A 21,091-nucleotide genomic window follows, 5' to 3' on the forward strand; every position below is an offset into this window, starting at 1 on the left:
ACCGCCATGCCGCCCACGGCACAGACCGACCGGTGCGACACCGTCACCTGGGGCGCCGACCCGTACGCCGAGGCGCTGCGCCGCGGCCGCGGCCCGCTCTTCCTGCGGCGCAGCGACGGCTGGCTGCTGCCGCTGGAGGTCGAGCGCTGGTGCGCCGGGGCGGACGCCGCCGACCTGTCGGCGCTGCGCCGCTGCGAGGGCGCCGTCCTCGACATCGGCTGCGGCCCCGGCCGGCTGGTCGCCGCGCTCGCCGCCCAGGGCCGGCCGGCGCTCGGCATCGACGTCAGCACGGCCGCGGTGTCCCGCACCGCGGCGGCCGGCGGCTCCGCACTGCACCGCTCCGTCTTCGACTCCCTGCCGAAGGAGGGGAGTTGGGGCACCGCCCTGCTCCTCGACGGCAACATCGGCATCGGTGGCGACCCGTACGCCCTGCTCACCCGCACCGCGGAACTGGTCGGCCGGCACGGTCTGCTGATCGTGGAGACCACCGCGGCGGACCTCGACGAACAGGTCCAGGTCAGGGTGGAGCGGGGTGACCACCCGGGCCCGGGGGAGCGGCCCGCGCCGGGCGAGCCGTTCCCCTGGGCCCGGGTCGGCGCCCCCGCGCTGCTGCGCTACGCGGACGCCGCCGGCTGGACCCCCGTCGAGCAGTGGACCGTCACGGACCGGGCCGGTCAGGGTCCGGACGCCGCACGCTGCTTCGTCTCGCTGCGCCGCCGGGGTGCCCCGCGCAGCCGCCGCTGAACCGTACGGACCAGCAGCCACAGGGCGGACAGCGCGCACAGCCCGGCGGTGACCAGCAGCCAGCGCGTCAGGAACACCCCGCCGGGCAGCCGCGTCGTGGCCTCGTAGTGCGCCGCCGAGCCGCCACCCGCCGAGCCCGCGATCAGCGGGAACCACACCAGCAGCAGCAATCCTGACAACGCGGCCGGCACCCGGACATACGCGGTCCGGGCCCGGTGCGGCCCGTTCCCCGCCGTCCAGCGGACCACCACCCGGTCGGCGAGCGCATACAACGGCAGCAGCACCAGATCGTGCAGCAGTGCCGCCCCGGCGAACCAGGCGAGCACCAGCGGCCACTGCCCGCCGGCCAGCAGCCGTACCCCCGCGTAGCCGGTGAGGGCGAACGAGGCGAGCATCAGCAGCAGATGCAGCGGCCCCTCGCCGTAACGGCGGGGGAGGCGCAGCGCCCCGAGCGCCCGTACTGCCCGTTCCCGCACGACCCGTTGCCGGATCCGCCCCGCCCGCCCCCGCATGACCGGCTGCGTCCTGTGCACCCGCACCATCACCCTCACCACTCCCCGAACGTCAGCCGTGCCACCCACTTGGTCTGGAGCACCCCGGGAGCCGCCGGGACGATGATCCGCGCCGGATAGCCGTGGTCGGCGGACAGCTCGGCGCCGCCCACCCGCAGCGCGAGCAGCGAGGACGGATCGCGCACCTGGTTGTCGCGCAGCGCGGCCCGGCGGAACGCGCCGTGCAGCTGAAGCGACTCCACCAGCACACCGGGGGGCCGTTCACCGAGCCCCACCAGCGCGGCGAGGTCCCGCAGCCGCACCCCGCTCCACTGCTGATCGCCCGTCGACCAGCCCTCGACACAGGCGATCGGCAGCGCCGCCGTGTGCTGGGGCAGCGCCAGCAGCTCGGCGCGGCCGAGCCGCACCCGCCGTCCGCCGCCCTCGATCGTCAACCGCCAGTCGTCTCCCGTCTCCTGGTCTGTGATGCCGACCCCCGCGGCGGTCTTGTTGATCTGGAAGCCGTTCGGGCCGCTGTCCGGGTCCCGGCCCCCGTGCGGCGCCAGCAGGGCCGTCCGCCGCCACCATCCGCCGGCGTTCTGCCCGGCGGTCGTCGTGAACAGCAGCAGCGAACCGGCGCCGACCAGGCCCAGCGCTCCCCGCCGGGTCACCGTCGGACGGTCCGGCCGGGCCGCCACCAGCCCGGTGTCATCGGCCGCCGGACCCGGGTCGGTGCGCTCGCGCAACGCCCGTACGGTCCGCGGCGCTCGCAGCACCACATGGCCGGCGAACGCGCCCATGAACACCCACGCGCCGTAGAAGTGCAGCGGATAGAACGACCCGGGGAAGACGTACTCCAGCTGGATGTTGAGGATGCCGGTGACGAACTCGAAGAGCGCCCCGCCGACCAGCAACAGCAGGGAGAGCCGTTCCAGCGCATGGCCGAGGGACCGGGCCGGCGGCAGGGTGAAGAGCTTGGGGATCACCGACCACAACTTCGCCAGCAGCACGGGCACCAGCGCGATCCCGACGGTGACGTGCAGCCCCTGGGTGAGCCGGTAGAGCCAGGAGGGACCGGTCGGCCAGCTGAAGAGGTAGAAGCCCAGCAGGCCCTTGCCGGGCGTCTTGTCGTTGACACCGCCGGCCAGCTCCGGGTTGTACGCGGCGTACGACAGCAGACCGGTCACGAACATCAGCGTGATCCCGGCCAGCAGGACGACGCCGAGCAGCGCGGTCAGCCGCGGACCGCGCAGCGGACTGCGCCAGACGGACGGCGATGCCGGGGATGAGGACGAGGAAGGCGACGAAGAGGGAGGGGAAGAAGGGGAAGAAGGGGCAGCAGGAGAAGGGCGCGAGGGAGGGGCACTCATGGTGTGTGTGTCCTTGGCGATTGGCGCGACGAGGGTCCGTCGCCTGGCCTGTCCGGCGCTCGGGGCCGGAGGGGCGTGGCTTCGACGGTATGCCGCGAGGGGGGCGTCGAACGGGCCCTGACGCATGACGAAACTCTGACGTCGGACTCTGACGTCGCGGGGCAGGAGCACCCTCCGCCGACCGGGGCCCGGGCCTGGGGAGATCTGACGGAACGATGACGCCGCTGCCGCCGCACGGCCGTTGCCGCCGCAGGGCGCCTAGCGTGCCGCTGTGACCTCCCGTGCGACCCCCCGTCCGGCCTCGCAGCCAAACTCCTGTCCGTCCCCTCGCCCGTCCTCCCGTCGGCCGTCCCGTCCGGCCCCCGAAGGCCCTGCCGCGGAACGCGTCGCGCACCGCCGCGATCTGCGGGCCGCCGCGGGCGCCGCCCTCCTTGTCACGGTGGCCGCGCTGGTCGGCACCGCCATCGAGCGCGCCAACGGCAGCCTGCACGTCAACTGGCCTCCGCTGTACGCCTCGTGGTCCCCGCACCTGGGCCCCGGCACCCCCGCCGCGCTCGCGGTCGCCGTCCTGGTGATCGTCCACGGACCGTCCCTCGCGGCCCGGTTGTCCTGGCGCCGCCTCGTCCTGTCGGGCTGGGCCGCCGCCCTGGCCTGGACGGGGGCGCTGGCGCTCATAGACGGCTGGCGCACCGGTATCGCCGGCCGGCTCACCACCGCCTACGAATACCTGACCGTCATCCGCCGCTTCGACGATCTTGGGCCGGCGCTGCGCGACTTCACCCACCACATCCTCAACAACGCGCCGGACCACTGGCCCGCCCATGTCGCCGGGCATCCACCGGCCGCCGTCCTCACCTTCGTCGGCCTGGACCGCATCGGCCTGGGCGGTGGCGGCTGGGCCGGCCTCTGGTGCCTCACGGCCGGCACCTCCGCCGTGGCCGCGGTCCTCATCACGCTGCGCGCCCTCACCGACGAGCCGACCGCCCGCCGGGCCGCGCCGTTCCTCGTGCTGACCCCGGCCGCCGTCTGGGTGGGCACCTCGGCGGACGGCTATTTCGCGGCCGTCGCCGCCTGGTCCCTGGCGCTCCTCGCCCTCGCCGCCACCCACCCCACCCTTCCCCGGCTACCGCTGCCCGGCGCCCCCGTCCCGGCCGTCGCTGCCCTGGCCTCCGGGCTCCTCCTCGGCCTGACCTGCTACCTCTCCTACGGCCTCACCCTGATCGCACTGATCGCCGCGGCGGCCCTGCTGCTCACCCGCACCGCACGGCCGCTGCCCTTCCTGGCGGCCGGGGCGCTGGCCGTCGCGACCGTGTTCACCCTCGCCGGATTCCGCTGGTGGGAGGGGTACCAACTGCTGGTCGAGCGCTACTACCAGGGCGCCGCCGCGGTCCGCCCGTACGCCTACTGGGTATGGGCCAATCCCGCCTGCACCGTCTTGATCATCGGCCCGGCGACGGTGGCAGCCCTGCGCCGCACCCTCGCGGCGGCCCCCACCGCCCTGCGGGGGCTCGGCCCGTCCGCCGGACCCCTGCGTGCGCCGACCGCCCGGCTGGCCGTCCTCATGGCGGCCGTGCTGCTCGCCGTGCTGGCCGCCGACCTCTCCGGGATGAGCAAGGCGGAGACCGAACGCATCTGGCTGCCGTTCGCCGTCTGGCTGCCGGCCGCCTGCGCGCTGCTGCCCACGGCCCGGCACCGCCCCTGGCTGACCGCGCAGGCGGTACTGGCACTTCTCATCAACCACCTTCTGTACACCGGGTGGTGACAGGGTGTCAGGAGAGGCGGGGAGAGTCAGGCGAGGTAGGGGCGGGTCGAGTTGACCCGGCCGGGGCGCAGGATGCGGATCGGGCCGAGATTGCACGACGGGCAGTCGGTCAGGGTCAGCGGGGAGCGGACCCGGGCGCCCCGGGCGAAGTAGTCGGCCCGCCGGTGGCCGGCCAGATCCGTGGTGTGCCGGATCTCGTACTCCTCCTCCCAGCCGTGCCCGCAGTGCAGACAGACGAAGGAATAGGCCTCGTGAACCGTCTCGGTGTCCCGTTCCATGGTCATCACGCCCTCTCGGGCCCGCCGCGCTCGCGCCGGGCCGGATGCATGCCGCACTTCCCATTATTGCGCTCTGCAACGGGGTTCGCGGGGGCGGATCTCCGGGCCCCCGATGACCTCCGGCAGGGCCCGCCACCAGGCATGATGCCCCGGGCGGGGAGAGCGGCGCCATGGGACACGACGCGCAGCGCGCACCGCACGCGCAGATCGCCGGGATCGTCGCCCGGCAGTCGGCAGTCGGCAGTCGGCAGTCGGCAGCCGGCCGCCGCCCAGCGCGCCGGGCTCAGTGACGCGTTGCGTGCCCTCACCGACGCGGCGGGCGAGCCTCCGGTGGTGCCGCGGCCGGCGCCACCGCCCGGTTCGGCCGCTCCTCGATGCGGCCGGCGCCGGGCCGCCGGGTCTGTGCCAAGGCCTGGTACACCGCCCGGACCAGGCCGCGGTTGCGCGGGTCGTCGCCGGTCGTGCCACCGCCGTACTTGTTCATGGTGTACGCGAACGACAGCCGGTTCTCCGGATCCGCGAAGGCGTACGAGCCGCCCGCGCCACCGTGCCCGAACGCCCCGGGGTTGGGCCCTGCCTGGCCCCGGTGGTTGAGCATGTAGCCGAGGCCCCACCGGTGTTCGTGGCCCGCGGGGGCGAGCGCGTCGATCGTCAGATCACGTTCGCCGGGCAGACTCTGCGACCGGCGCATCGCTTCCAGGGTGCCGGGCCCGACGAGCGTGCCGCCCGCCAGTGCGCCGTACACGGTCGCCAGCCCGTGGGCACTGGCATGGGCATTGCCCGCCGGGATCTCGGCCGACCGGTAGGCGGCACTGTTGACGTCGCCGGTGGGGATGGACAGCAGCGCCAGCATCACCACGGCGAGCGGATGGTCGGCGAGCGTGCGGAACGGCGGTTTCGGTACGCCGGGAAACTGCGCGGCGATCCGTGCCTCGTCCAGCCGCCCGACCATGTCCGCACAGCGGGCGTGCTCCTCGGCGGGGGTGCCGATGAACACCTCCGCGCCCAGCGGCCCGGTGATCTCGTTGCGCAGGAACGTGCCGAGGGACTGCCCGGTGATCCGCCGTACGACCTCGCCCACCAGGTATCCGAAGGTCACCGCGTGGTAGCCCTGTGCGGTGCCCGGCTCCCACCACGGCTCGGTCGCCGCCAGGGCGGCGCACACCCGGTCCCAGTCGTAGGCGCACCCCTCGGGGAGCGGCGCCCGGGGCGCGATCAGACCGGCGCGGTGGCTGAGCAGCCAGCGGACGGGGATGTCCTGCTTGCCGGCCTGCCCGAACTCGGGCCAGTACCGCACCACCGGCGCGTCGAGGTCCAACTCGCCGCGTTCCACGAGGAGATGGGCACACAGCGCGGTCATCCCCTTGGATGTCGAGTAGACATTCACGAGGGTGTCGTGCTCCCAGGCGCGGGTCCCGGCGGCGTCCGCACGGCCGCCCCACAGGTCGACCACCGCCTCGCCCTCCAGGGTCACCGTGACCGCCGCGCCGATGTCGCCGTGCGCGCGGAAGTTCCGCTCGAACGCTTCCCGTACGCCGGTGAAGCCCGGTGCGCAGTGGCCGTCGACGGTGGCTGGTCCCACGGTGGCTCTCCTCGCGTCGTCCGAGTGCGGTCATCCCGTTCGTCCGTACGTGCGTGTGGCCTCTACCGGATGATCCGTCCGGTCCGATGCCCATGGCAACCATGTGGGTCCGGACGGCTCAGCGGCGCGTGTCCGGATTCCGCCCCCGGCCTCCGCCGCCGTCCAGCCGGTGCTCCTCCCTACGGCTTCGCCCGCCCGCGGGTCTCCGGTCGCACACACCGGTCCGTGGGGCGAGCCTGGAAGCGTTCGGCTCCCGGAGGACGGCCGCAGAGGAAGGTCCCACAGTGAACAGCGCGAAACCGGCAGGCACACAGCATGTATCGGCCGAGGTGGTGGTGGAGCTGGAGAGCTGCGCGACGCAGGACGCGCATGCCGTCTTCAGCGCCCTGCGCACCTCCTTCACCTCCGACCGGGCCGCGGACGACGTACCCGAGGAGGTCGCCGGGGCGGGCTCGACCGTGTGGACCTCGACCTTCGACGTGAGTGACCGCAAGTCCGCGGCCGAGCCCCGCCGGCTGACCGCCCCCGTCCTGGTCAGCCTCCAAGGCGGCTACTGGGCCGTCGACGAGCTGTGCAGGGGCCTGGAGTCCGCGTTCACGGTCCACGTTCTCGGTACGGCCGCCGGTGACCAGGAGAAGGAAGTGGAGCTCCGGCTGGAGACCCGTTAGGGGGAGCGGGGTGCACCCCGGGCAGGTCCTGACCGGCTGCGGACCAGCCGGGGCGGGGCCGTGTCCAGGGGGCGCCGGCGGCCCGTGATCTGTTGCGGAACCCGCCCCGCGGGGTCACCATGACAAATGACCCATACGTGATAAATGCTCACTCTTCGTGTTTCGGGGTTCGTTGGTCCAACGAGGTGAAGGACGTGAGCCTCGCGGTGAGGAGCCACGACATGACACTTCCCGGCGACCGGCACTACACGGTCGAACTGCATGCTTCGGCGGAGCGTGTGCCGCAGATCCGGCGGATCCTCGCCGCGCACCTGCGGTACTGGGATCTCGAACTGCATATCCCGCCCGTATGCCGGGGAGTGGCGGAACTCCTGACCAATGTCCATCGCCATATCGGCCCGGACGCCCGGTGCGTCGTCGAACTCCGCTGGAGCGGCCGCCACCTCACCGCGTCCGTCGCCGACGAGGGCCCGCGGCTGCCGAAACTGCGCTCCGCGGCCGGCGGCGGGCTCTCCACCGTGGCGGCGCTCAGCGACAGTTGGGGCACCTGTGGCACCCCGGAAGGCAAGGTCATCTGGTTCACCCGCCGGGTCGAGGCGACCCGCAAGTCCCGGCTGACCAGCCGCACTCCGCTGCGCAGCGTGCCCGACGCGAAGGGCCAGCCGGCGGTGCCTCCGGCCGTACCGGTCGAACCGCTCGCCGAGCCCGTACCCGAGGCCGCACCCGAGGTCGCCGCCGCGGCCGCCGGCGAGGCCGCCCCGGCGGCGCCGTCCGGGGTGCTGGTCGTCTGACGCACCTCCGGCCTCCCCTCGCCCGGCCCGCCACCGGCCCGCTCGCGAGGCGCTGACGCCGGCCTCCGTCACGCCTCGCGAGCGGGGCGGCAACCGTCCGCCGGGCCTCTTACGGGCGCGCGCCCCGCCGCCCGGGAGACGCCGTCGCCCAGGCGCGGCATTTGCGCGGATATGGCCCTGCGCGCGGCCACGACTGTTGCGCGGCCACGACTCTGCGCGCGCGGCCACGGCTGCTGTGCGGACACACCCGCCCCCCACTCCTGCCGCCACGGCAGTTGAGGAATCGCCCCGCTCCGGGCCCTGACCCGCCCCGCTCCGGGCGCTGACCCGCCCCGCTCCGGGCGCTGACCCGCCCCGCTCCGGGCGCTGACCCGCCCCGCGTTGCCCTCTGCCCCGCGTGTTGCGCTGGCCCGCGTCGCCCGGCCCCGCGTGTTGCCCTGCCCCGCGTCGCCCTGCCGTGAAACCGCCCGGCGGACGAGCGGCCGCGCCTGCCCGTCTCTCGCGTCCGGGCCCCGGCCGCCGCCCGCCCTTCGCGCCGCCGTGCCCGCATTCCTCCGGAATGCGGCCCGCCCCGCACGACCAGCAAGTTCGTCGCGCGTACAGCGATGTGTCACACCTGGGACACCCCCCCTTCCCCGGGCGCCGTTCCTCTTGGAACACTCTGCTGACCCGGTTTCCTCACAGCTCCCGGTACCACCGCACAGCATCGATCCCCATATCGCGAACGCCCCCCCACACACACGACATGAGGTCCCCAAAGTCATGGCTGAACTGAATCGGCGCCGTTTCCTCCAGATAGCCGGCGCCACCGCGGGCGTCTCGGCCCTGTCGAGCAGCATCGCCCGTGCGGCGGCCATCCCCGCCACGCGGCGCTCCGGCTCCATCAACGACATCGAGCATGTCGTCGTCCTGATGCAGGAGAACCGTTCCTTCGACCACTACTTCGGCTCGATGAAGGGCGTACGCGGCTTCGGCGACCCGCGCCCGCTCATCCTGGACAACGGGAAGTCCGTCTGGCACCAGCCGGACGGCTCCACGGACGTCCTGCCCTACCACCCGGACGCCGAGAACCTCGGCATGCAGTTCATCGAAGGCCTCGACCACGAGTGGGCGGGCGGCCACAAGGCCCGCAACGACGGCAAGTACGACAACTGGATCGCCGCCAAGACCACCGGGACGATGGCGCACCTGACGCGCAAGGACATTCCGTTCCACTACGCGCTCGCCGACGCGTTCACCATCTGCGACTCGTACCACTGCTCGTTCATCGGGGCGACCGACCCCAACCGCTACTACATGTACACGGGTCACGTCGGCAACGACGGTTCGGGCGGCGGCCCCGTCCTCGGCAACGAGGAGGAGGGCTACAGCTGGACGACGTACCCGGAGCGGCTGGAGAAGGCCGGGATCTCCTGGAAGTTCTACCAGGACATCGGTGACGGCCTGGATGCGGACGGCAAGTGGGGCTGGATCGAGGACGCCTACCGCGGCAACTACGGCGACAACTCGCTGCTCTTCTTCAACCAGTACCGCAACGCCAAGCCCGGCGACCCCCTCTACGACAAGGCCCGCACCGGCACCAACGCCAAGCAGGGCGACGGCTACTTCGACCGGCTCAAGGCCGATGTGAAGGCCGGCAAGCTCCCCCAGGTCTCCTGGGTGGCCGCCCCCGAGGCCTTCTCCGAGCACCCCAACTGGCCCGCCAACTACGGTGCCTGGTACGTCTCGCAGGTGTTGGACGCGCTCACCTCCAACCCCGAGGTGTGGAGCAAGACCGCCCTGCTCATCACGTACGACGAGAACGACGGCTACTTCGACCACGTCCTCCCGCCGTTCCCGCCGGCCTCCGCCGACCAGGGCAAGTCGACCGTGGACACCTCGCTCGACTACTTCGGCGGCAACGCCAAGTACGCCGCCGGCCCCTACGGCCTCGGCCAGCGCGTCCCGATGATCGTGGTCTCCCCCTGGAGCACCGGCGGCTACGTCTGCTCCGAGGTCTTCGACCACACCTCGATCATCCGCTTCCTGGAGCGCCGCTTCGGGGTGCACGAGCCCAACATCTCGCCGTGGCGGCGGGCCATCTGCGGCGACCTGACCTCGGCCTTCGACTTCGGCCTGGAGAACACCAAGCCGGCCGCACTCCCGGCCACCGACGGCTTCCGGCCGCCGGACAACGAGCGGCACGACAGCTATGTGCCGAAGCCGCCGGCCAACCCCGTCCTGCCCAAGCAGGAGCCGGGCTCCCGGCCGTCGCGTCCGCTGCCGTACGCGCCGCTCGTCGACGGGAGGGCCACCCCCTCCACCGGGCGCTACACGCTCACCTTCAGCGGCGGCGACAAGGCAGGTGCCTGCTTCACCGTCACCGGGGGCAACCGCACCGACGGCCCCTGGACGTACACCACGGAGGCCGGCAAGAAGATCTCCGACACCTGGAACACCGAGTACTCCAAGGGCACTTACGACCTGTCGGTGTACGGCCCGAACGGCTTCCTGCGCACCTTCAAGGGTGACGGCAAGAAGGCCGGCCCCGAGGTGACCGCCCGCCACGACGCGACCGCCGGACGCGTCGAACTCACCCTGACCAACCACGGCAGGACCGACTGCCACCTCACCGTCACCCATGCCTACGGCGGGGCGAGTGAGACCTACACCGTCCGCGCGGGCGCCACCGTCAAGAAGCCGGTGGACCTGCGCGCCAGCAAGCGCTGGTACGACCTGTCGGTCACCTCCGACACGGACAAGACCTTCCTGCGCCGCCTCGCCGGCCATGTGGAGAACGGCGAGACGGGCGTGAGCGACCCGGCGATCATCACCGGCTGAGCGGCCTCGTCCGCCGCCCGCCATGGAGAACGGGGCACCTGCCGCACGCGGCGGGTGCCCCGTTCTCCGCTGTCGCCGTCGTCAGACCGGGGTGATGGACCACCAGTTCTTCGTGACGCCGCTGTCGGGTTCGAGCACGACGACCTCGCCGAGCGCAGTGCCGTAGTACGGCGTCATCACCTGGTGCGAGGAGCGCGAGGTGATCTTGTACGCGCCGTCGGAGCCCCGCACCTGGAGCCCCCACTGGAACTCAAGGCTGGTGTTGCACGCCCCCTGGGTCACATACGTCTTGCCGTACCACGGTCCGCCCGGCTTCAGGCACTTGCCGGTCCTGGTGTTCCGGATGAGGTAGGACCCGCCGACGTCCTCGAAGGTCCACTCGTCACCACCGGCAGTGAGGCCGGGGTTCCAGACGTACATGAGGATGCCGTCGGAGGAGTCGCTGCCGTAGCCGTAGGGAAGCAGGCTGCCGCCGGTCGCGTTGTTGAAGATGTGGTAGGGGATGGTGCCGGCGGCGGAGGCGGCGCCGGCGGTCAACCCGCCGAGCAGGGCCGTGAGCAGACCGAGGACCAGAAGAAACCGGCTGAGGACGCGTTGCATGACAGGCCTCTTTCCCGTGCTTCGTGGGGTGCTGCGGACGTGGTGCGCCGCACGGTGACGGGGAGGCGTGCGTCGCAAGGGGAACGTAGCGAACACGTTGCCCCTCAGCGGCCTTTCATGTGGATTTTCATGCCATCAGGCGTCTTGTCCCCTTCAAACTCCCCGGGGCGGGGGTTGCGGGGCACCACGGCGTACGGGCAGAACGGGAAACGGTGTTGATCGAGCACGCCGGGGCCGCGCTGCGGGCCCGTGCGGTGCGGCGTGGAACGCGGGCCGGTGGCCGGAAGCAGCCGGGGATCCGGCCAAGTCGACCGGATCCCCGTGCTCCGGGCCGGGAGCCGGGCCCCTGCGGGCGCCGCCCCCCGGCCCGGCAGGCTCAGGAGGCCGTGCCGGGCAGTGCGTCGCGGGTCCTGCGGGCCGCCGCGACCAGGTTCTCCAGGGCGGCCCGAACCTCGGGCCAGCCGCGGGTCTTCAGACCGCAGTCCGGGTTGACCCACAGCCGCTCGGCCGGGATGGCCTCAAGTCCCCTGCGCAGCAAGGCCGTTACCTCGTCCACGCCCGGTACGCGCGGCGAGTGGATGTCATGGACACCGGGACCCACCTCGCGCGGATATCCCGCCGTCGCGAGCTCCCCGGCGACCTGCATATGGGAGCGGGCCGCCTCCAGGCTGATGACATCGGCGTCGAGATCGTCGATGGCGCGCAGGATGTCGCCGAACTCCGCGTAGCACATGTGCGTGTGGATCTGGGTGTCCGGACGGACCCCGCCCGTGGTGAGGCGGAATGCCTCGGTGGCCCAGGCCAGGTACGCGGCATGGCCGGCGGCGCGCAGGGGCAGAGTTTCGCGCAGCGCGGGCTCGTCGACCTGGATGACCGACGTCCCCGCCGCCTCCAGGTCACGCACCTCGTCGCGCAGGGCGAGGGCCACCTGCCGGGCGGTCTCGCCCAGCGGCTGGTCGTCGCGGACGAAGGACCAGGCGAGCATGGTGACCGGACCGGTGAGCATGCCCTTGACGGGCCGGTCGGTGAGTGACCGGGCGTAAGCCGTCCAGCGGACCGTCATCGGCTCGGGCCGGGAGATGTCCCCGGCCAGGACCGGCGGGCGGACGTAGCGGGTGCCGTAGGACTGCACCCAGCCGTGCCGGGTGGCGAGGTAGCCGGTGAGCTGTTCGGCGAAGTACTGCACCATGTCGTTGCGCTCCGGCTCACCGTGCACCAGCACGTCGAGGCCGGCCTTCTCCTGGAAGGCCAGAACATCGCGGATCTCGGCCGCGATGCGCTCCTCGTAGCCCGCGGCGGTGATCCGCCCGGCCCGCAGGTCGGCGCGGGCGGTGCGCAGTTCGGCGGTCTGCGGGAACGAGCCGATGGTGGTGGTCGGCAGCAGCGGCAGCCCGAGGTGGGCGCGCTGGGCAGCGGTCCGCTCGGCGTACGGCTGCGAACGGCGGCCGTCGGCGTCGGTGACGGCCGCGGCGCGGGCGCGCACGGCCGGGTCGTGGGTGAGGGCGGAATGCCTACGGGAGGCCAGGTCGGCGCGGTTGGCGGCGAGTTCGGCGGCGATGGCGCCGGTGCCCCGCGCCAGACCGCGCGCCAGCGTCACGACCTCCGTGGTCTTCTGCCGGGCGAAGGCCAGCCAGCGGGCGATCTGCGGGTCGATATCGCGCTCGGCGGCGGCGTCCAGCGGGACGTGCAGCAGGGAGCAGGAGGTCGACACATCGACCCGCGCGGCCAGGCCGAGGAGCGTGCCCACCGTGGCCAGCGACTTCTCGAAGTCGTTGATCCACACATTGCGGCCGTCGACGACACCGGCGACCAGCCGCTTGCCGGGCAGTCCGCCGACCGCCGCCAGCTCCCCGAGGTTGCCGGCCGCGGCTCCGGTGAAGTCCAGCGCCAGCCCCTCGACGGGCGCCTTCGCCAGCACCGGCAGCGCCTCGCCCAGCCGGTCGAAGTACGAGGCGACCAGCAGCTGGGGGCGGTCGACGAGGGCGCCGAGGTCGCGATAGGCGCGGGCGGTGGCGTTCAGCACGGCGGGGGAGCGGTCCTGCACCAGCGCCGGCTCGTCCAGCTGCACCCAGTTGGCGCCCGCCGCCCGCAGATCGGCAAGGACCTCGGCGTAGACGGGAAGCAGCCGGTCGAGCAGCGTCAGCGGATCAAAACCGGCCGCCACACCGGGCGCGGGCTTGGCCAGCAGCAGATAGGTGACCGGCCCGACGAGGACCGGGCGGGCGGCCAGACCGAGACCCAGCGCCTCGGTCAGCTCGGCGACCTGCTTGGCGGAGTCCGCGGCGAAGACCGTGTCCGGCCCCAACTCCGGTACCAGGTAGTGGTAGTTGGTGTTGAACCACTTGGTCATCTCCAGCGGCGCCACGTCCTGTGTGCCGCGGGCCATCGCGAAGTAGCCGTCGAGGGCGTCGGCGGCGACGGCGGCGCGGTGGCGGTCCGGGACGGCGCCGACCATGACGCTGGTGTCCAGTACATGGTCGTAGTACGAGAAGTCGCCGGTCGGCACGTCGTGGACACCGGCCTCGGCGAGCTGCCGCCAATTGCCGCGGCGCAGTTCGGCGGCGGTGGCGCGCAGGGCGTCGGCGCCGACGCGGCCCTTCCAGTAGCCCTCGATGGCCCTCTTCAGTTCACGGTTCGGCCCCTGACGGGGGTAGCCGTGCACGGTGGCGCGTGCTGCCGCGGCTGCGGATGTGCTGGTCACGGAACTCTCCTTCGCGAGTTTGTCTCCATGGACCACGGGACGGGTCGAGGACGCGAAGGAACGGCGATCCGGACGGGCCCCGGCGCCAACAAGCCGGACGTACCCGTCTGATGTCCGCCGACCCGCCCTCGAGGTCACCGAGATCTCCCCGCGCACCGGTCGCGCGGGGGCACTGGCAGGTCTTCGGACTCGCGGGCACATCCACCAAGGGCGGACATCTACTGGCCGTCGCTTCCCAGACCCGGCCGGGCCCAGTGCGTATGACGGCGGTCGTTCCCACTCACCGCTGCGGGGCAGTCCCGGACTTCCACCGGGTTCCCTCTTACGACGCGCCTGCCTGGCGGACAGGGCGAACCAGTTGCCCGGCCCACCCTAGGGCATGGGTCCCCGGGGGGTGTCTCCGTAGGGGATGTTCCCCAGGGCATGGCTCCGTAGGGGGTGTTCCCCTGGGGACGTCTCCCCAGGGCATACCCCAACGCCCGCCCGGTCCGCGCCACCGAAGAGGCCAAAACCGGACCCCGACGCCCGGCCGCGCCTTGCGTTGGAGGGCGCTCCAGCTCCTAGCGTGAACGCACTACCGGAGAGCTGCGCTGATCGAAGGGAACCACGTGCGCTACACACTGTTCGGCAGGACCGGCCTGCGGGTGAGCGAGCTGAGCCTGGGTGCGATGACCATCGGCGAGGACTGGGGCTGGGGCGCGGCCAAGGACACCAGCCGCCGGATCCTGGACGCCTACGCCGAGGCCGGCGGCAACTTCGTCGACACCGCCAACAACTACACCGACGGTGCCTCGGAGCGGATCCTGGGGGAACTGCTCGAAGGCCGCCGGGACCGCTTCGTGCTGGCGAGCAAATACACCTGCGCGACCCGCAAGGGCGATGTGAACGCGGCGGGCAACCACCGCAAGAACCTGGTCCGGTCGGTGGAGGAGAGCCTGGAGCGGCTGCGCACCGACCATCTCGATGTGCTGTGGGTGCACGCACGGGACAACTTCACGCCCGTGGAGGAGGTGATGCGGGCGCTCGACGACCTGGTGCGCTCGGGAAAGGTGCTCTACCTCGGCGTCTCCGACTGGCCCGCCTGGGAGATCGCGCAGGCGAACACCCTCGCCGAGCTGCGCGGCTGGACCGCGTTCGCCGGCTCGCAGCTGCGCTACAACCTGCTGGAGCGGACGCCGGAGCGCGAACTGCTGCCGCAGGCCCGCGCCTTCGACCTGGCCGTACTGGCCTGGGCGCCGCTCGCGGCCGGCCGGCTCACCGGTAAGTACCGCCGCGGGGAGAAGGGCCGGCTGAATGTCGTCGGCGAGGCGGACCGGTCGGACCACCACACCGAGGAGACCGTCACCGCGGTGCTGGAGATCGCCGAGCAGGGCGGCTGGAGCCCGGCGCAGGTGGCGCTGGCGTGGCTGCGCGGCCGGCCCGGCAACATCATCCCGATCATCGCCGCCACCAAGGAGAGCCAGCTGCTCGACAACCTCGCCGCGGTGGATGTCACGCTGGACGCCGACGCGCAGGCGCGGCTCGACCGGTGCAGCGCGGTACCGCTGGGCTTCCCGCACGACTTCCTGCGGGAGCCGGGCATCACCGAGAACGTCTACGGCGACCGCTGGGCCGAGATCGACGACCGGCGCTCCACCTACCGCCGTACGACGAGCGAGATCCGCTGACTGGCGCTGCCACTGCCTCCGCTCGGCCGCCCGGTACACCGAACGCCGCCGCCCGGATGGCCGGGCGGCGGCGTCTGCGGTCTATTGAGGTGTGTGCGGCCCGACGGGACCGGGCCCGCCGGACCGAAGGCCCAGCGGGAGACCCCCGCTCACCGTCCGCTGCTTCGGCTACGGCCGCCCACCGAGAGGCTTGGAGAAGCCGTGGCACCAGAGCGCTCCGTACCGCACCGCGGGCGGCGGCCCGGCCGCGGACGGGCCGCCGCCCGCGGTGCCGCACGGCTGCTGGCGGCGGCCGGCCTGGCACTGGACACCTACGTCCACGCCCGGCTCGCCGGCCGCTACGACGGGGTCACGGCGACCATCAGCCAGGGCCTGCTCTTCCGTATCGAGGCCGCGCTGGCCGCACTCGCCGCCGTGCTCGTGCTGGTCTGGCGCCGGCCGGCCGCCGACACCTTCGCCTGGCTCGTCGCGACCGGCGGACTCGCGCTCCTGCTCCTCTACACCTACGTGGACATCGGCGCGCCGGGACCGCTGCCGGACATGTACGAACCGGGCTGGAGCGCCGACAAGAAGCTGGCGGCCCTGGCCCAGGCCGTTGCCGTCCTGGCCACCGTCTTCCTGCTGCTCACCCGCACCCGCGGCCTTGCCAGGCACCGCAGATGACCGACGGAACGCCGGCCGCCCGGGTCAGTGCCGCAGGGCGCTGCGCTGCTGCCACTGCGTCCAGCTCTCCTGCCAGACCTCCAGGCCGTTGCCGACGTCGGTCTTGTTGGTGTTGCTGGTGCCCTTCACCTCGACCGTGGAGCCGATCGACAGGAAGTCGTAGGCCCTCTTGGCGTCCGAGGTGGACATACCGAAGCAGCCGTGGCTGTTGTTGACCACGCCGAGCGACTTGTTCCACGGGGCGGAGTGCAGGAAGGTCCCGGACGCGGTGAGGTGGGTGACCCACTTGGAGTCCAGCATCCACTCGCTGCCGTGGCCGATGGTGGCGGAGTCCATGGTCTCGGCCGCGTTCTTGCTGCGTACGGTGTGCACCCCGCCGCGGGTCGGGTCCTGCGGGGAACCCGCGGAGCCGGTGATGGTGCCGACGCTCTTGCCGTTCTCGTACATGGTCAGCTTGTGCGCGGGCACATCGATGACGGCCTTGTGGTCGGGGCCGATGCGGAAGCCGAAGTTGTAGTCCCGGGCGAACCAGCCGCCGTCGTCACCGGAGTTGATCCCGGATAGTGCGCCCTTGACGTCGACCTGGGTGCCGGACGGCCAGTAGTCCTTCGGCCGCCAGTCGATCCGGTCCTTGCCGGAGTAGTCCTTGACCCAGCCCCAGGCACCCTCGACCTTCGGCTGGGTGGTGACCTTCAGCGCCTTCTCGATCTCGGCGCGGCGGTCCTTCGCCACCGGGTGGTCGAAGAGGATCGATATCGGCATTCCGGTGCCCACGGTCTGCCCGCCGCTGGGGGTGTTGGTGAGCTTGTTGACCTTGCCGGCCTGCTCCGTGGTGAATTCCGAGGTGGCGGCGGACTCCTTGCCCTGCGCCGACTTCGTCCTCGTCCGCACGGTGTAGGTGGTCTGCGGCTTGACCTTGCCGTCCGACTTCCATGACGTGCCGTCACCGGCGAGCTGCCCGGTGACCGTGCCGCCCTTGTCGTCCTTGACCTCGACCGAGACGAGCTTTCCGTCGTCGGCCCGCACGGATATGTCCGAGCCGAGCTTGACCGACTTGCTTCCGGCGGCCGGGGTGACGGTCACCTTCGCCGCAGGCTGGTCCGCCTTCGGCCCGTCGTCACCCGGCCCGCACGCGGTCAACAGCGTCCCCGCCGCCATCAGGGCGGGTATCAACCGTACGGAGTGGCGGCGTGATCCGGCGTACACGGGGGGTCCCTCCCAAGCAGAACAACTGACGGTGGCGGAGCGCGGCCCTGTGCGGGGTGACCGCCAAGGGCTGTCCGTGCCCCACCGCATAGGCAGAGGGGCTGTGCGCTTCGTTGGTTGTCCGGTGCACCGGATGATTAGGACACAGTTCGATATCGGGCCCGCGGGAGAGCGGGGAAGCCGGTGAGCGGGAAGGCGGCAGGTGTTCCCGGCAGGTGTTCTTCCGGCTGCCCGCCGCTTGGCGCCGTCCGGAAGCGGGGTGCCGCGCCGGTGCTTACGGTGGTGTGTCCGGGCATCGGCCAAGGTGTGGTGTCCTCCCAGACGGATCGTTGCCACGCGGTCCGGTGACCGGCAGGAGAGAGCGTGAGCCAGCTGCGAGGCCCCGCGTCGGCCGGTGCACCGGGCCCGGTGCGGCGCCGCGGCGCACCGCCCGGGGTCCGGGCCTGGGCACAAGCGCTCGGCGCGGCCCTGGCGGGCATCGTCACCATGAGCGTGGTCGCCGCACTCGGCCTGTGGGCGGCGGGCGCGGCGGACCTGCCCGGCGGGGCGTTCCCCTCCGTGGTCGCGGCCACGGTGCTGGTCGCGGCGGGTGGTTCGGTCGGTCTCTCCGGCGACGTCGGCGGCCTCGCGCAGGCCGGTGCCGCCCTGGACGTCGTACCGCTGTCGGTCACGCTCGCCGGTGCGCTGGTGACCGCCACCCTCTTCCTGCTGCCGCTGCGCCACCGCGCGGTGGCCGGCACCGGGGAACTGCTCGCCCGGGTCGCCCGAACGGCGGTGTGCTGGCTGGTGCTTCTGCTGCTGCTCACGCTCGCCGCCCGGCACAGCTTCCGGATCACCGTGGGCAACGACCTGGCCGACCGGATCGGCGCCGAACTGGGCGCCACCCCCACGGTCGGCTTCCGCGCCGAGGTGCCCGCGACGCTCGGGGCCGGACTGCTGTGGATCCTGGCGGTGCTCGCGTCGGCCTTCCTGGTCTCACGCCGGGCCCCGCTCTCTCCGGGGCTGCTGCGCTTCCAGGACTCCGTACGGCCGCCCGCCTTCGCCATGCTGCTGACACTGCTCTGCTACGTCGTGATCGGGCTGGTCATCGGCATCGTCGAGCTCATCACCAAGGACCACCCGGCCGAGACCTTCGCCGTCATGTTCCTCGGACTGCCGAACCTCGCCTGGATGGCGCTGGGTATCGGCACCGGCGGAGCCTGGGTGGGGCATGTCGACAAGGCCATTGGACTGCCCCTGCCGCACGTCCTCGACCAGGTGCTCCGCGCCCACGGGAAGCGCACCCTCGACCTCGGCGCGCTCGCCGGATATGACGGCCGGGCCTGGCTCCTGGTGGCGGTGGCGGCCGTGGTGCTGCTCGTTGCGGCCTTCACCGCGGCGGTCCGCTCCCCGGCCCGGCGGCCGGCCTGGCGGCACGCCGTCGAGATGGCCGTGGCACTGGCCGTCACCCTGCTGGCCGTCGGCCTGCTCACCCGTATCTCCGCCCACTACGGGCTCTCCCTGATGGGCCTCGGTGACCTCGGCGGCGACCTGGGCGGCGAGGTCACCCTGGAGCCGCAGCTCCTCCGGCTGGTGGGCGTCGGCCTCGCCTGGGGGCTGGTCACCGGCTTCCTCGGCGCCTTGCCGGCGCGGCGGGTACGTCATCCGGGCGCGGTGGAGAAGCCGTAGCGGAAGCGAGCCGGCGCCGCGGAATCCGACGCTCCGGGGGCGCCGCCCCACACCACCGGCCGACGCGGACAAAACCCTCTCCCCAAAGCGGGGATTTCAGGCCATGATCCCGCTTTATCCGAGCGAATACGACCGGCTACTCGCGAGAAACAGCGCAGGTCAACTAAGGTGAACGCTCCGATTAGTCCACTTGTAAATTCCATGGAAATGCCGGAATTTACTGCGCTGATCGAAGGAAGTCCTGCCGAATCAGGACACACCGTGCAGCGCAGGGCTACGTGGTGTCGGCAACACCGCTCAACGTCGGCTTTGCAAGACCCAGCCGGCCCGTCCGTCCCCCGGAACGCGACGGCGCCGGTTCCTTCTTATTCACCTACCTCGCGAAGGCAAGGCAGAGATGGCACGAGTCTCCCGACAAAACCCCCAGCAGTTCTCCGGCCGGCAGGCCCACCCCGTGGACGAGGTTCTTCCCGTCGCCAAGCTCACCCTCTACGGGTTTCAGCACGTCCTCGCTTTCTACGCGGGAGCGGTGATCGTCCCGATCATCCTCGGGAACGCCCTGGGCCTCTCCCATGAGGAGCTCGTCTATCTGATCAACGCGGACCTCCTGACCTGCGGTGTCGCCTCGATCATCCAGGCGCTCGGCATCTGGAAGATCGGCGCCAGGCTGCCGCTGGTCCAGGGCGTCACCTTCACCGCGGTCTCGCCGATGATCGCCATCGGGCTGGGTGCGGGCGGCGGGACCGCCGGGCTGCTCGTCGTCTACGGCGCGGTGATCACCGCGGGCATAGCGACCTTCCTGTTCGCGCCCTTCTTCAGCAAGCTGGTGAAGTACTTCCCGCCGGTCGTCATCGGCACCATCCTCACCATCATCGGCCTCACCCTCATCCCGCAGGGGCTGCAGGACGCGGCCGGCGGTGCGCAGTTGATCGGGCACCCCGGATACGGCGATCCCAAGAACCTCGCCTATGCGCTGGGCACCCTGCTCTTCGTGCTGCTCGTGGTCCGGCTCGGGAAGCCGTATCTGAGCAGCCTCGCCGTACTGCTCGGCCTGGTCGCCGGTACCGGGGTCGCCTGGCTCCTCGGCGATGTGGACTTCAGCGCGGTGGGCCGTGCCGACTGGTTCGGTGTCAGCACGCCTTTCCACTACGGAATGCCGAAGTTCGAGCTGTTCCCGATCATCGCCATGGTCGTCGTCATGCTGATCACCATGGTGGAGACCACCGGAGACGTCTACGCCATCGGGGAGATCACCCGCAAGAAGGTCGACAACGCCACCGTCGCCAACGCCCTGCGCGCCGACGGTGTCGCCACCGTTCTCGGCGGCGTGTTCAACTCCTTCCCCTACGTGGCGTTCGCCGAGAACATCGGCCTGGTGCGGATGTCGAAGGTCATGAGCCGGTTCGTGGTGGTCGCGGCCGGCGGTTTCATGATCATCCTGGGGCTGCTGCCGAAGGCGGGCAGCGTGGTGGCCGCGATTCCGCACCCCGTGCTCGGCGGTGCCGCGATCGCGATGTTCGGCATGGTCGCGGCGGTCGGCATCCAGATCCTGGGCAAGGTGGATCTGCGCGAGGAGCGCAACGCCCTGATCCTGGCGGTCAGCCTCGCCGCCGCGCTGCTGCCCAACGCCGTCGCGCCGTTCTTCGAGCGGATGCCGGAGGACGTCCGGGCCGTCCTCAACAGCGGTATCACGCTGGGCAGCCTGACCGCCGTGCTGCTGAACCTCTTCTTCAACGTCTTCACCCGCCGCAGCACGATGGAGATCGACTGGGACGAGATCGAGGGTGACGAGCCGGAGGAGGCGCACGGGCCGCTGGGGGCGCACGAGCCGGCCGGCGCGCACCGGCCGGCGGACCCGTTCCCCCCGCAGGGCGCACGCGCGCCGCAGGGCCCGCACGCGCACCAGGGTCCGCCCACCCCGCAGGGCCCGCCCACCCAGCAGGGCCTCTACGACCCGCAGGGCCCGGCCAACCCGCAGGGTCCTCACACCCAGCAGGGGCCGCCCGGACCGCAGGGCCCGCACTGGGGCGCTCCCGGCAACTGACGCCAACGGCAGCGGGCGGGGAGGGAACCGCTTCCG

At 72.1% G+C, this 21,091-nt stretch carries 16 protein-coding genes and 1 riboswitch; of the genes, 9 read left to right on the forward strand and 7 right to left on the reverse strand.

What is annotated here, in order from left to right; genetic code table 11:
- Positions 1–6 precede the first annotated feature (6 nt).
- Positions 7–744 carry a bifunctional 2-polyprenyl-6-hydroxyphenol methylase/3-demethylubiquinol 3-O-methyltransferase UbiG gene (locus CFW40_RS27935; RefSeq protein ID WP_256331263.1) on the forward strand — a complete coding sequence of 246 codons (738 nt, stop codon included), beginning with the start codon at positions 7–9 and terminating at the stop codon, positions 742–744.
- Here the strand turns inward: CFW40_RS27935 and CFW40_RS27940 are convergent.
- Both CFW40_RS27940 and CFW40_RS27945 read right to left on the reverse strand, forming a co-directional pair.
- Complete coding sequence (locus CFW40_RS27940) at positions 675–1,139, reverse strand: hypothetical protein (protein ID WP_088802408.1); 465 nt, start codon at positions 1,137–1,139, stop codon at positions 675–677. The two genes, CFW40_RS27935 and CFW40_RS27940, sit on opposite strands and share 70 nt — an antisense overlap.
- A gap of 152 nt (positions 1,140–1,291) precedes the next feature.
- A complete protein-coding gene (locus CFW40_RS27945) occupies positions 1,292–2,605 on the reverse strand; it encodes a molybdopterin-dependent oxidoreductase (protein WP_088800613.1) in 1,314 nt (437 codons plus the stop codon).
- A gap of 271 nt (positions 2,606–2,876) precedes the next feature.
- On the opposite strand from CFW40_RS27945, the gene CFW40_RS27950 reads away from it, so the two are divergent.
- Positions 2,877–4,367 carry a hypothetical protein gene (locus CFW40_RS27950; RefSeq protein WP_088800614.1) on the forward strand — a complete coding sequence of 497 codons (1,491 nt, stop codon included), beginning with the start codon at positions 2,877–2,879 and terminating at the stop codon, positions 4,365–4,367.
- A 26-nt stretch (positions 4,368–4,393) separates the two neighbouring features.
- On the opposite strand, the gene CFW40_RS27955 is transcribed toward CFW40_RS27950, so the two are convergent.
- Entirely contained in the window at positions 4,394–4,651 is a 258-nt protein-coding gene (locus CFW40_RS27955; RefSeq protein WP_256331262.1) for a hypothetical protein, read from the reverse strand.
- Between the two features lie 298 nt (positions 4,652–4,949).
- Positions 4,950–6,227, reverse strand: a complete 1,278-nt coding sequence (locus CFW40_RS27960) for a serine hydrolase domain-containing protein (RefSeq protein WP_088800616.1) — start codon at positions 6,225–6,227, stop codon at positions 4,950–4,952.
- Positions 6,228–6,511: 284 nt separating this feature from the next.
- Here CFW40_RS27960 and CFW40_RS27965 point away from each other — a divergent pair, with 284 nt between their 5' ends.
- The 3 genes from CFW40_RS27965 to CFW40_RS27980 all read left to right on the forward strand — a co-directional run bounded on the left by CFW40_RS27965 (position 6,512) and on the right by CFW40_RS27980 (position 10,506).
- Positions 6,512–6,895 carry a hypothetical protein gene (locus CFW40_RS27965; protein ID WP_088800617.1) on the forward strand — a complete coding sequence of 128 codons (384 nt, stop codon included), beginning with the start codon at positions 6,512–6,514 and terminating at the stop codon, positions 6,893–6,895.
- Between the two features lie 221 nt (positions 6,896–7,116).
- Positions 7,117–7,686 (forward strand): ATP-binding protein, encoded by a 570-nt coding sequence (locus tag CFW40_RS27970; RefSeq protein WP_088800618.1) that lies wholly within the window; start codon positions 7,117–7,119, stop codon positions 7,684–7,686.
- Between the two features lie 762 nt (positions 7,687–8,448).
- Positions 8,449–10,506 (forward strand): phosphocholine-specific phospholipase C, encoded by a 2,058-nt coding sequence (locus CFW40_RS27980; RefSeq protein WP_088800620.1) that lies wholly within the window; start codon positions 8,449–8,451, stop codon positions 10,504–10,506.
- An 81-nt stretch (positions 10,507–10,587) separates the two neighbouring features.
- Here the strand turns inward: CFW40_RS27980 and CFW40_RS27985 are convergent, their stop codons facing one another.
- Both CFW40_RS27985 and metE read right to left on the reverse strand, forming a co-directional pair.
- Positions 10,588–11,106: an RICIN domain-containing protein gene (locus tag CFW40_RS27985; protein WP_088800621.1), complete on the reverse strand. Its 519-nt coding sequence runs from the start codon at positions 11,104–11,106 to the stop codon at positions 10,588–10,590.
- A 376-nt stretch (positions 11,107–11,482) separates the two neighbouring features.
- Entirely contained in the window at positions 11,483–13,807 is a 2,325-nt protein-coding gene (gene metE, locus CFW40_RS27990; RefSeq protein WP_088800622.1) for a 5-methyltetrahydropteroyltriglutamate--homocysteine S-methyltransferase, read from the reverse strand.
- A 171-nt stretch (positions 13,808–13,978) separates the two neighbouring features.
- Positions 13,979–14,166: riboswitch (cobalamin riboswitch) on the reverse strand.
- A gap of 249 nt (positions 14,167–14,415) precedes the next feature.
- Here metE and CFW40_RS27995 point away from each other — a divergent pair.
- Together CFW40_RS27995 and CFW40_RS28000 are read left to right on the forward strand one after the other, a co-directional pair.
- Positions 14,416–15,474, forward strand: a complete 1,059-nt coding sequence (locus CFW40_RS27995; protein ID WP_088800623.1) for an aldo/keto reductase — start codon at positions 14,416–14,418, stop codon at positions 15,472–15,474.
- A gap of 201 nt (positions 15,475–15,675) precedes the next feature.
- On the forward strand, positions 15,676–16,137 hold the full coding sequence (locus tag CFW40_RS28000; RefSeq protein WP_088800624.1) for a hypothetical protein: 462 nt from the start codon (positions 15,676–15,678) through the stop codon (positions 16,135–16,137).
- Between the two features lie 24 nt (positions 16,138–16,161).
- On the opposite strand, the gene CFW40_RS28005 is transcribed toward CFW40_RS28000, so the two are convergent.
- Entirely contained in the window at positions 16,162–17,343 is a 1,182-nt protein-coding gene (locus tag CFW40_RS28005; RefSeq protein WP_256331261.1) for an Ig-like domain-containing protein, read from the reverse strand.
- A 363-nt stretch (positions 17,344–17,706) separates the two neighbouring features.
- Between CFW40_RS28005 and CFW40_RS28010 the strand changes: the two genes are divergently transcribed.
- Together CFW40_RS28010 and CFW40_RS28015 are read left to right on the forward strand one after the other, a co-directional pair.
- Positions 17,707–19,011: a streptophobe family protein gene (locus tag CFW40_RS28010; RefSeq protein ID WP_088800625.1), complete on the forward strand. Its 1,305-nt coding sequence runs from the start codon at positions 17,707–17,709 to the stop codon at positions 19,009–19,011.
- 397 nt (positions 19,012–19,408) lie between these two features.
- Positions 19,409–21,055 carry a nucleobase:cation symporter-2 family protein gene (locus CFW40_RS28015; RefSeq protein ID WP_256331260.1) on the forward strand — a complete coding sequence of 549 codons (1,647 nt, stop codon included), beginning with the start codon at positions 19,409–19,411 and terminating at the stop codon, positions 21,053–21,055.
- The last annotated feature ends 36 nt before the right edge of the window (positions 21,056–21,091 follow it).

It is taken from the genome of Streptomyces sp. 2114.4, assembly GCF_900187385.1.
Lineage (GTDB): Bacteria > Actinomycetota > Actinomycetes > Streptomycetales > Streptomycetaceae > Streptomyces > Streptomyces mooreae.

What these genes read in the sequence shown, in the direction of transcription:
- CFW40_RS27970 (WP_088800618.1), top strand. Translation starts at nt 7,117, where the DNA reads ATGACACTTCCCGGCGACCGGCACTACACGGTCGAACTGCATGCTTCG.
- CFW40_RS27985 (WP_088800621.1), bottom strand. Translation starts at nt 11,106, where the DNA reads ATGCAACGCGTCCTCAGCCGGTTTCTTCTGGTCCTCGGTCTGCTCACG.
- CFW40_RS27980 (WP_088800620.1), top strand. Translation starts at nt 8,449, where the DNA reads ATGGCTGAACTGAATCGGCGCCGTTTCCTCCAGATAGCCGGCGCCACC.
- CFW40_RS27945 (WP_088800613.1), bottom strand. Translation starts at nt 2,605, where the DNA reads ATGAGTGCCCCTCCCTCGCGCCCTTCTCCTGCTGCCCCTTCTTCCCCT.
- CFW40_RS27955 (WP_256331262.1), bottom strand. Translation starts at nt 4,651, where the DNA reads ATGACCATGGAACGGGACACCGAGACGGTTCACGAGGCCTATTCCTTC.
- CFW40_RS28015 (WP_256331260.1), top strand. Translation starts at nt 19,409, where the DNA reads ATGGCACGAGTCTCCCGACAAAACCCCCAGCAGTTCTCCGGCCGGCAG.
- CFW40_RS27940 (WP_088802408.1), bottom strand. Translation starts at nt 1,139, where the DNA reads ATGCTCGCCTCGTTCGCCCTCACCGGCTACGCGGGGGTACGGCTGCTG.
- CFW40_RS27935 (WP_256331263.1), top strand. Translation starts at nt 7, where the DNA reads ATGCCGCCCACGGCACAGACCGACCGGTGCGACACCGTCACCTGGGGC.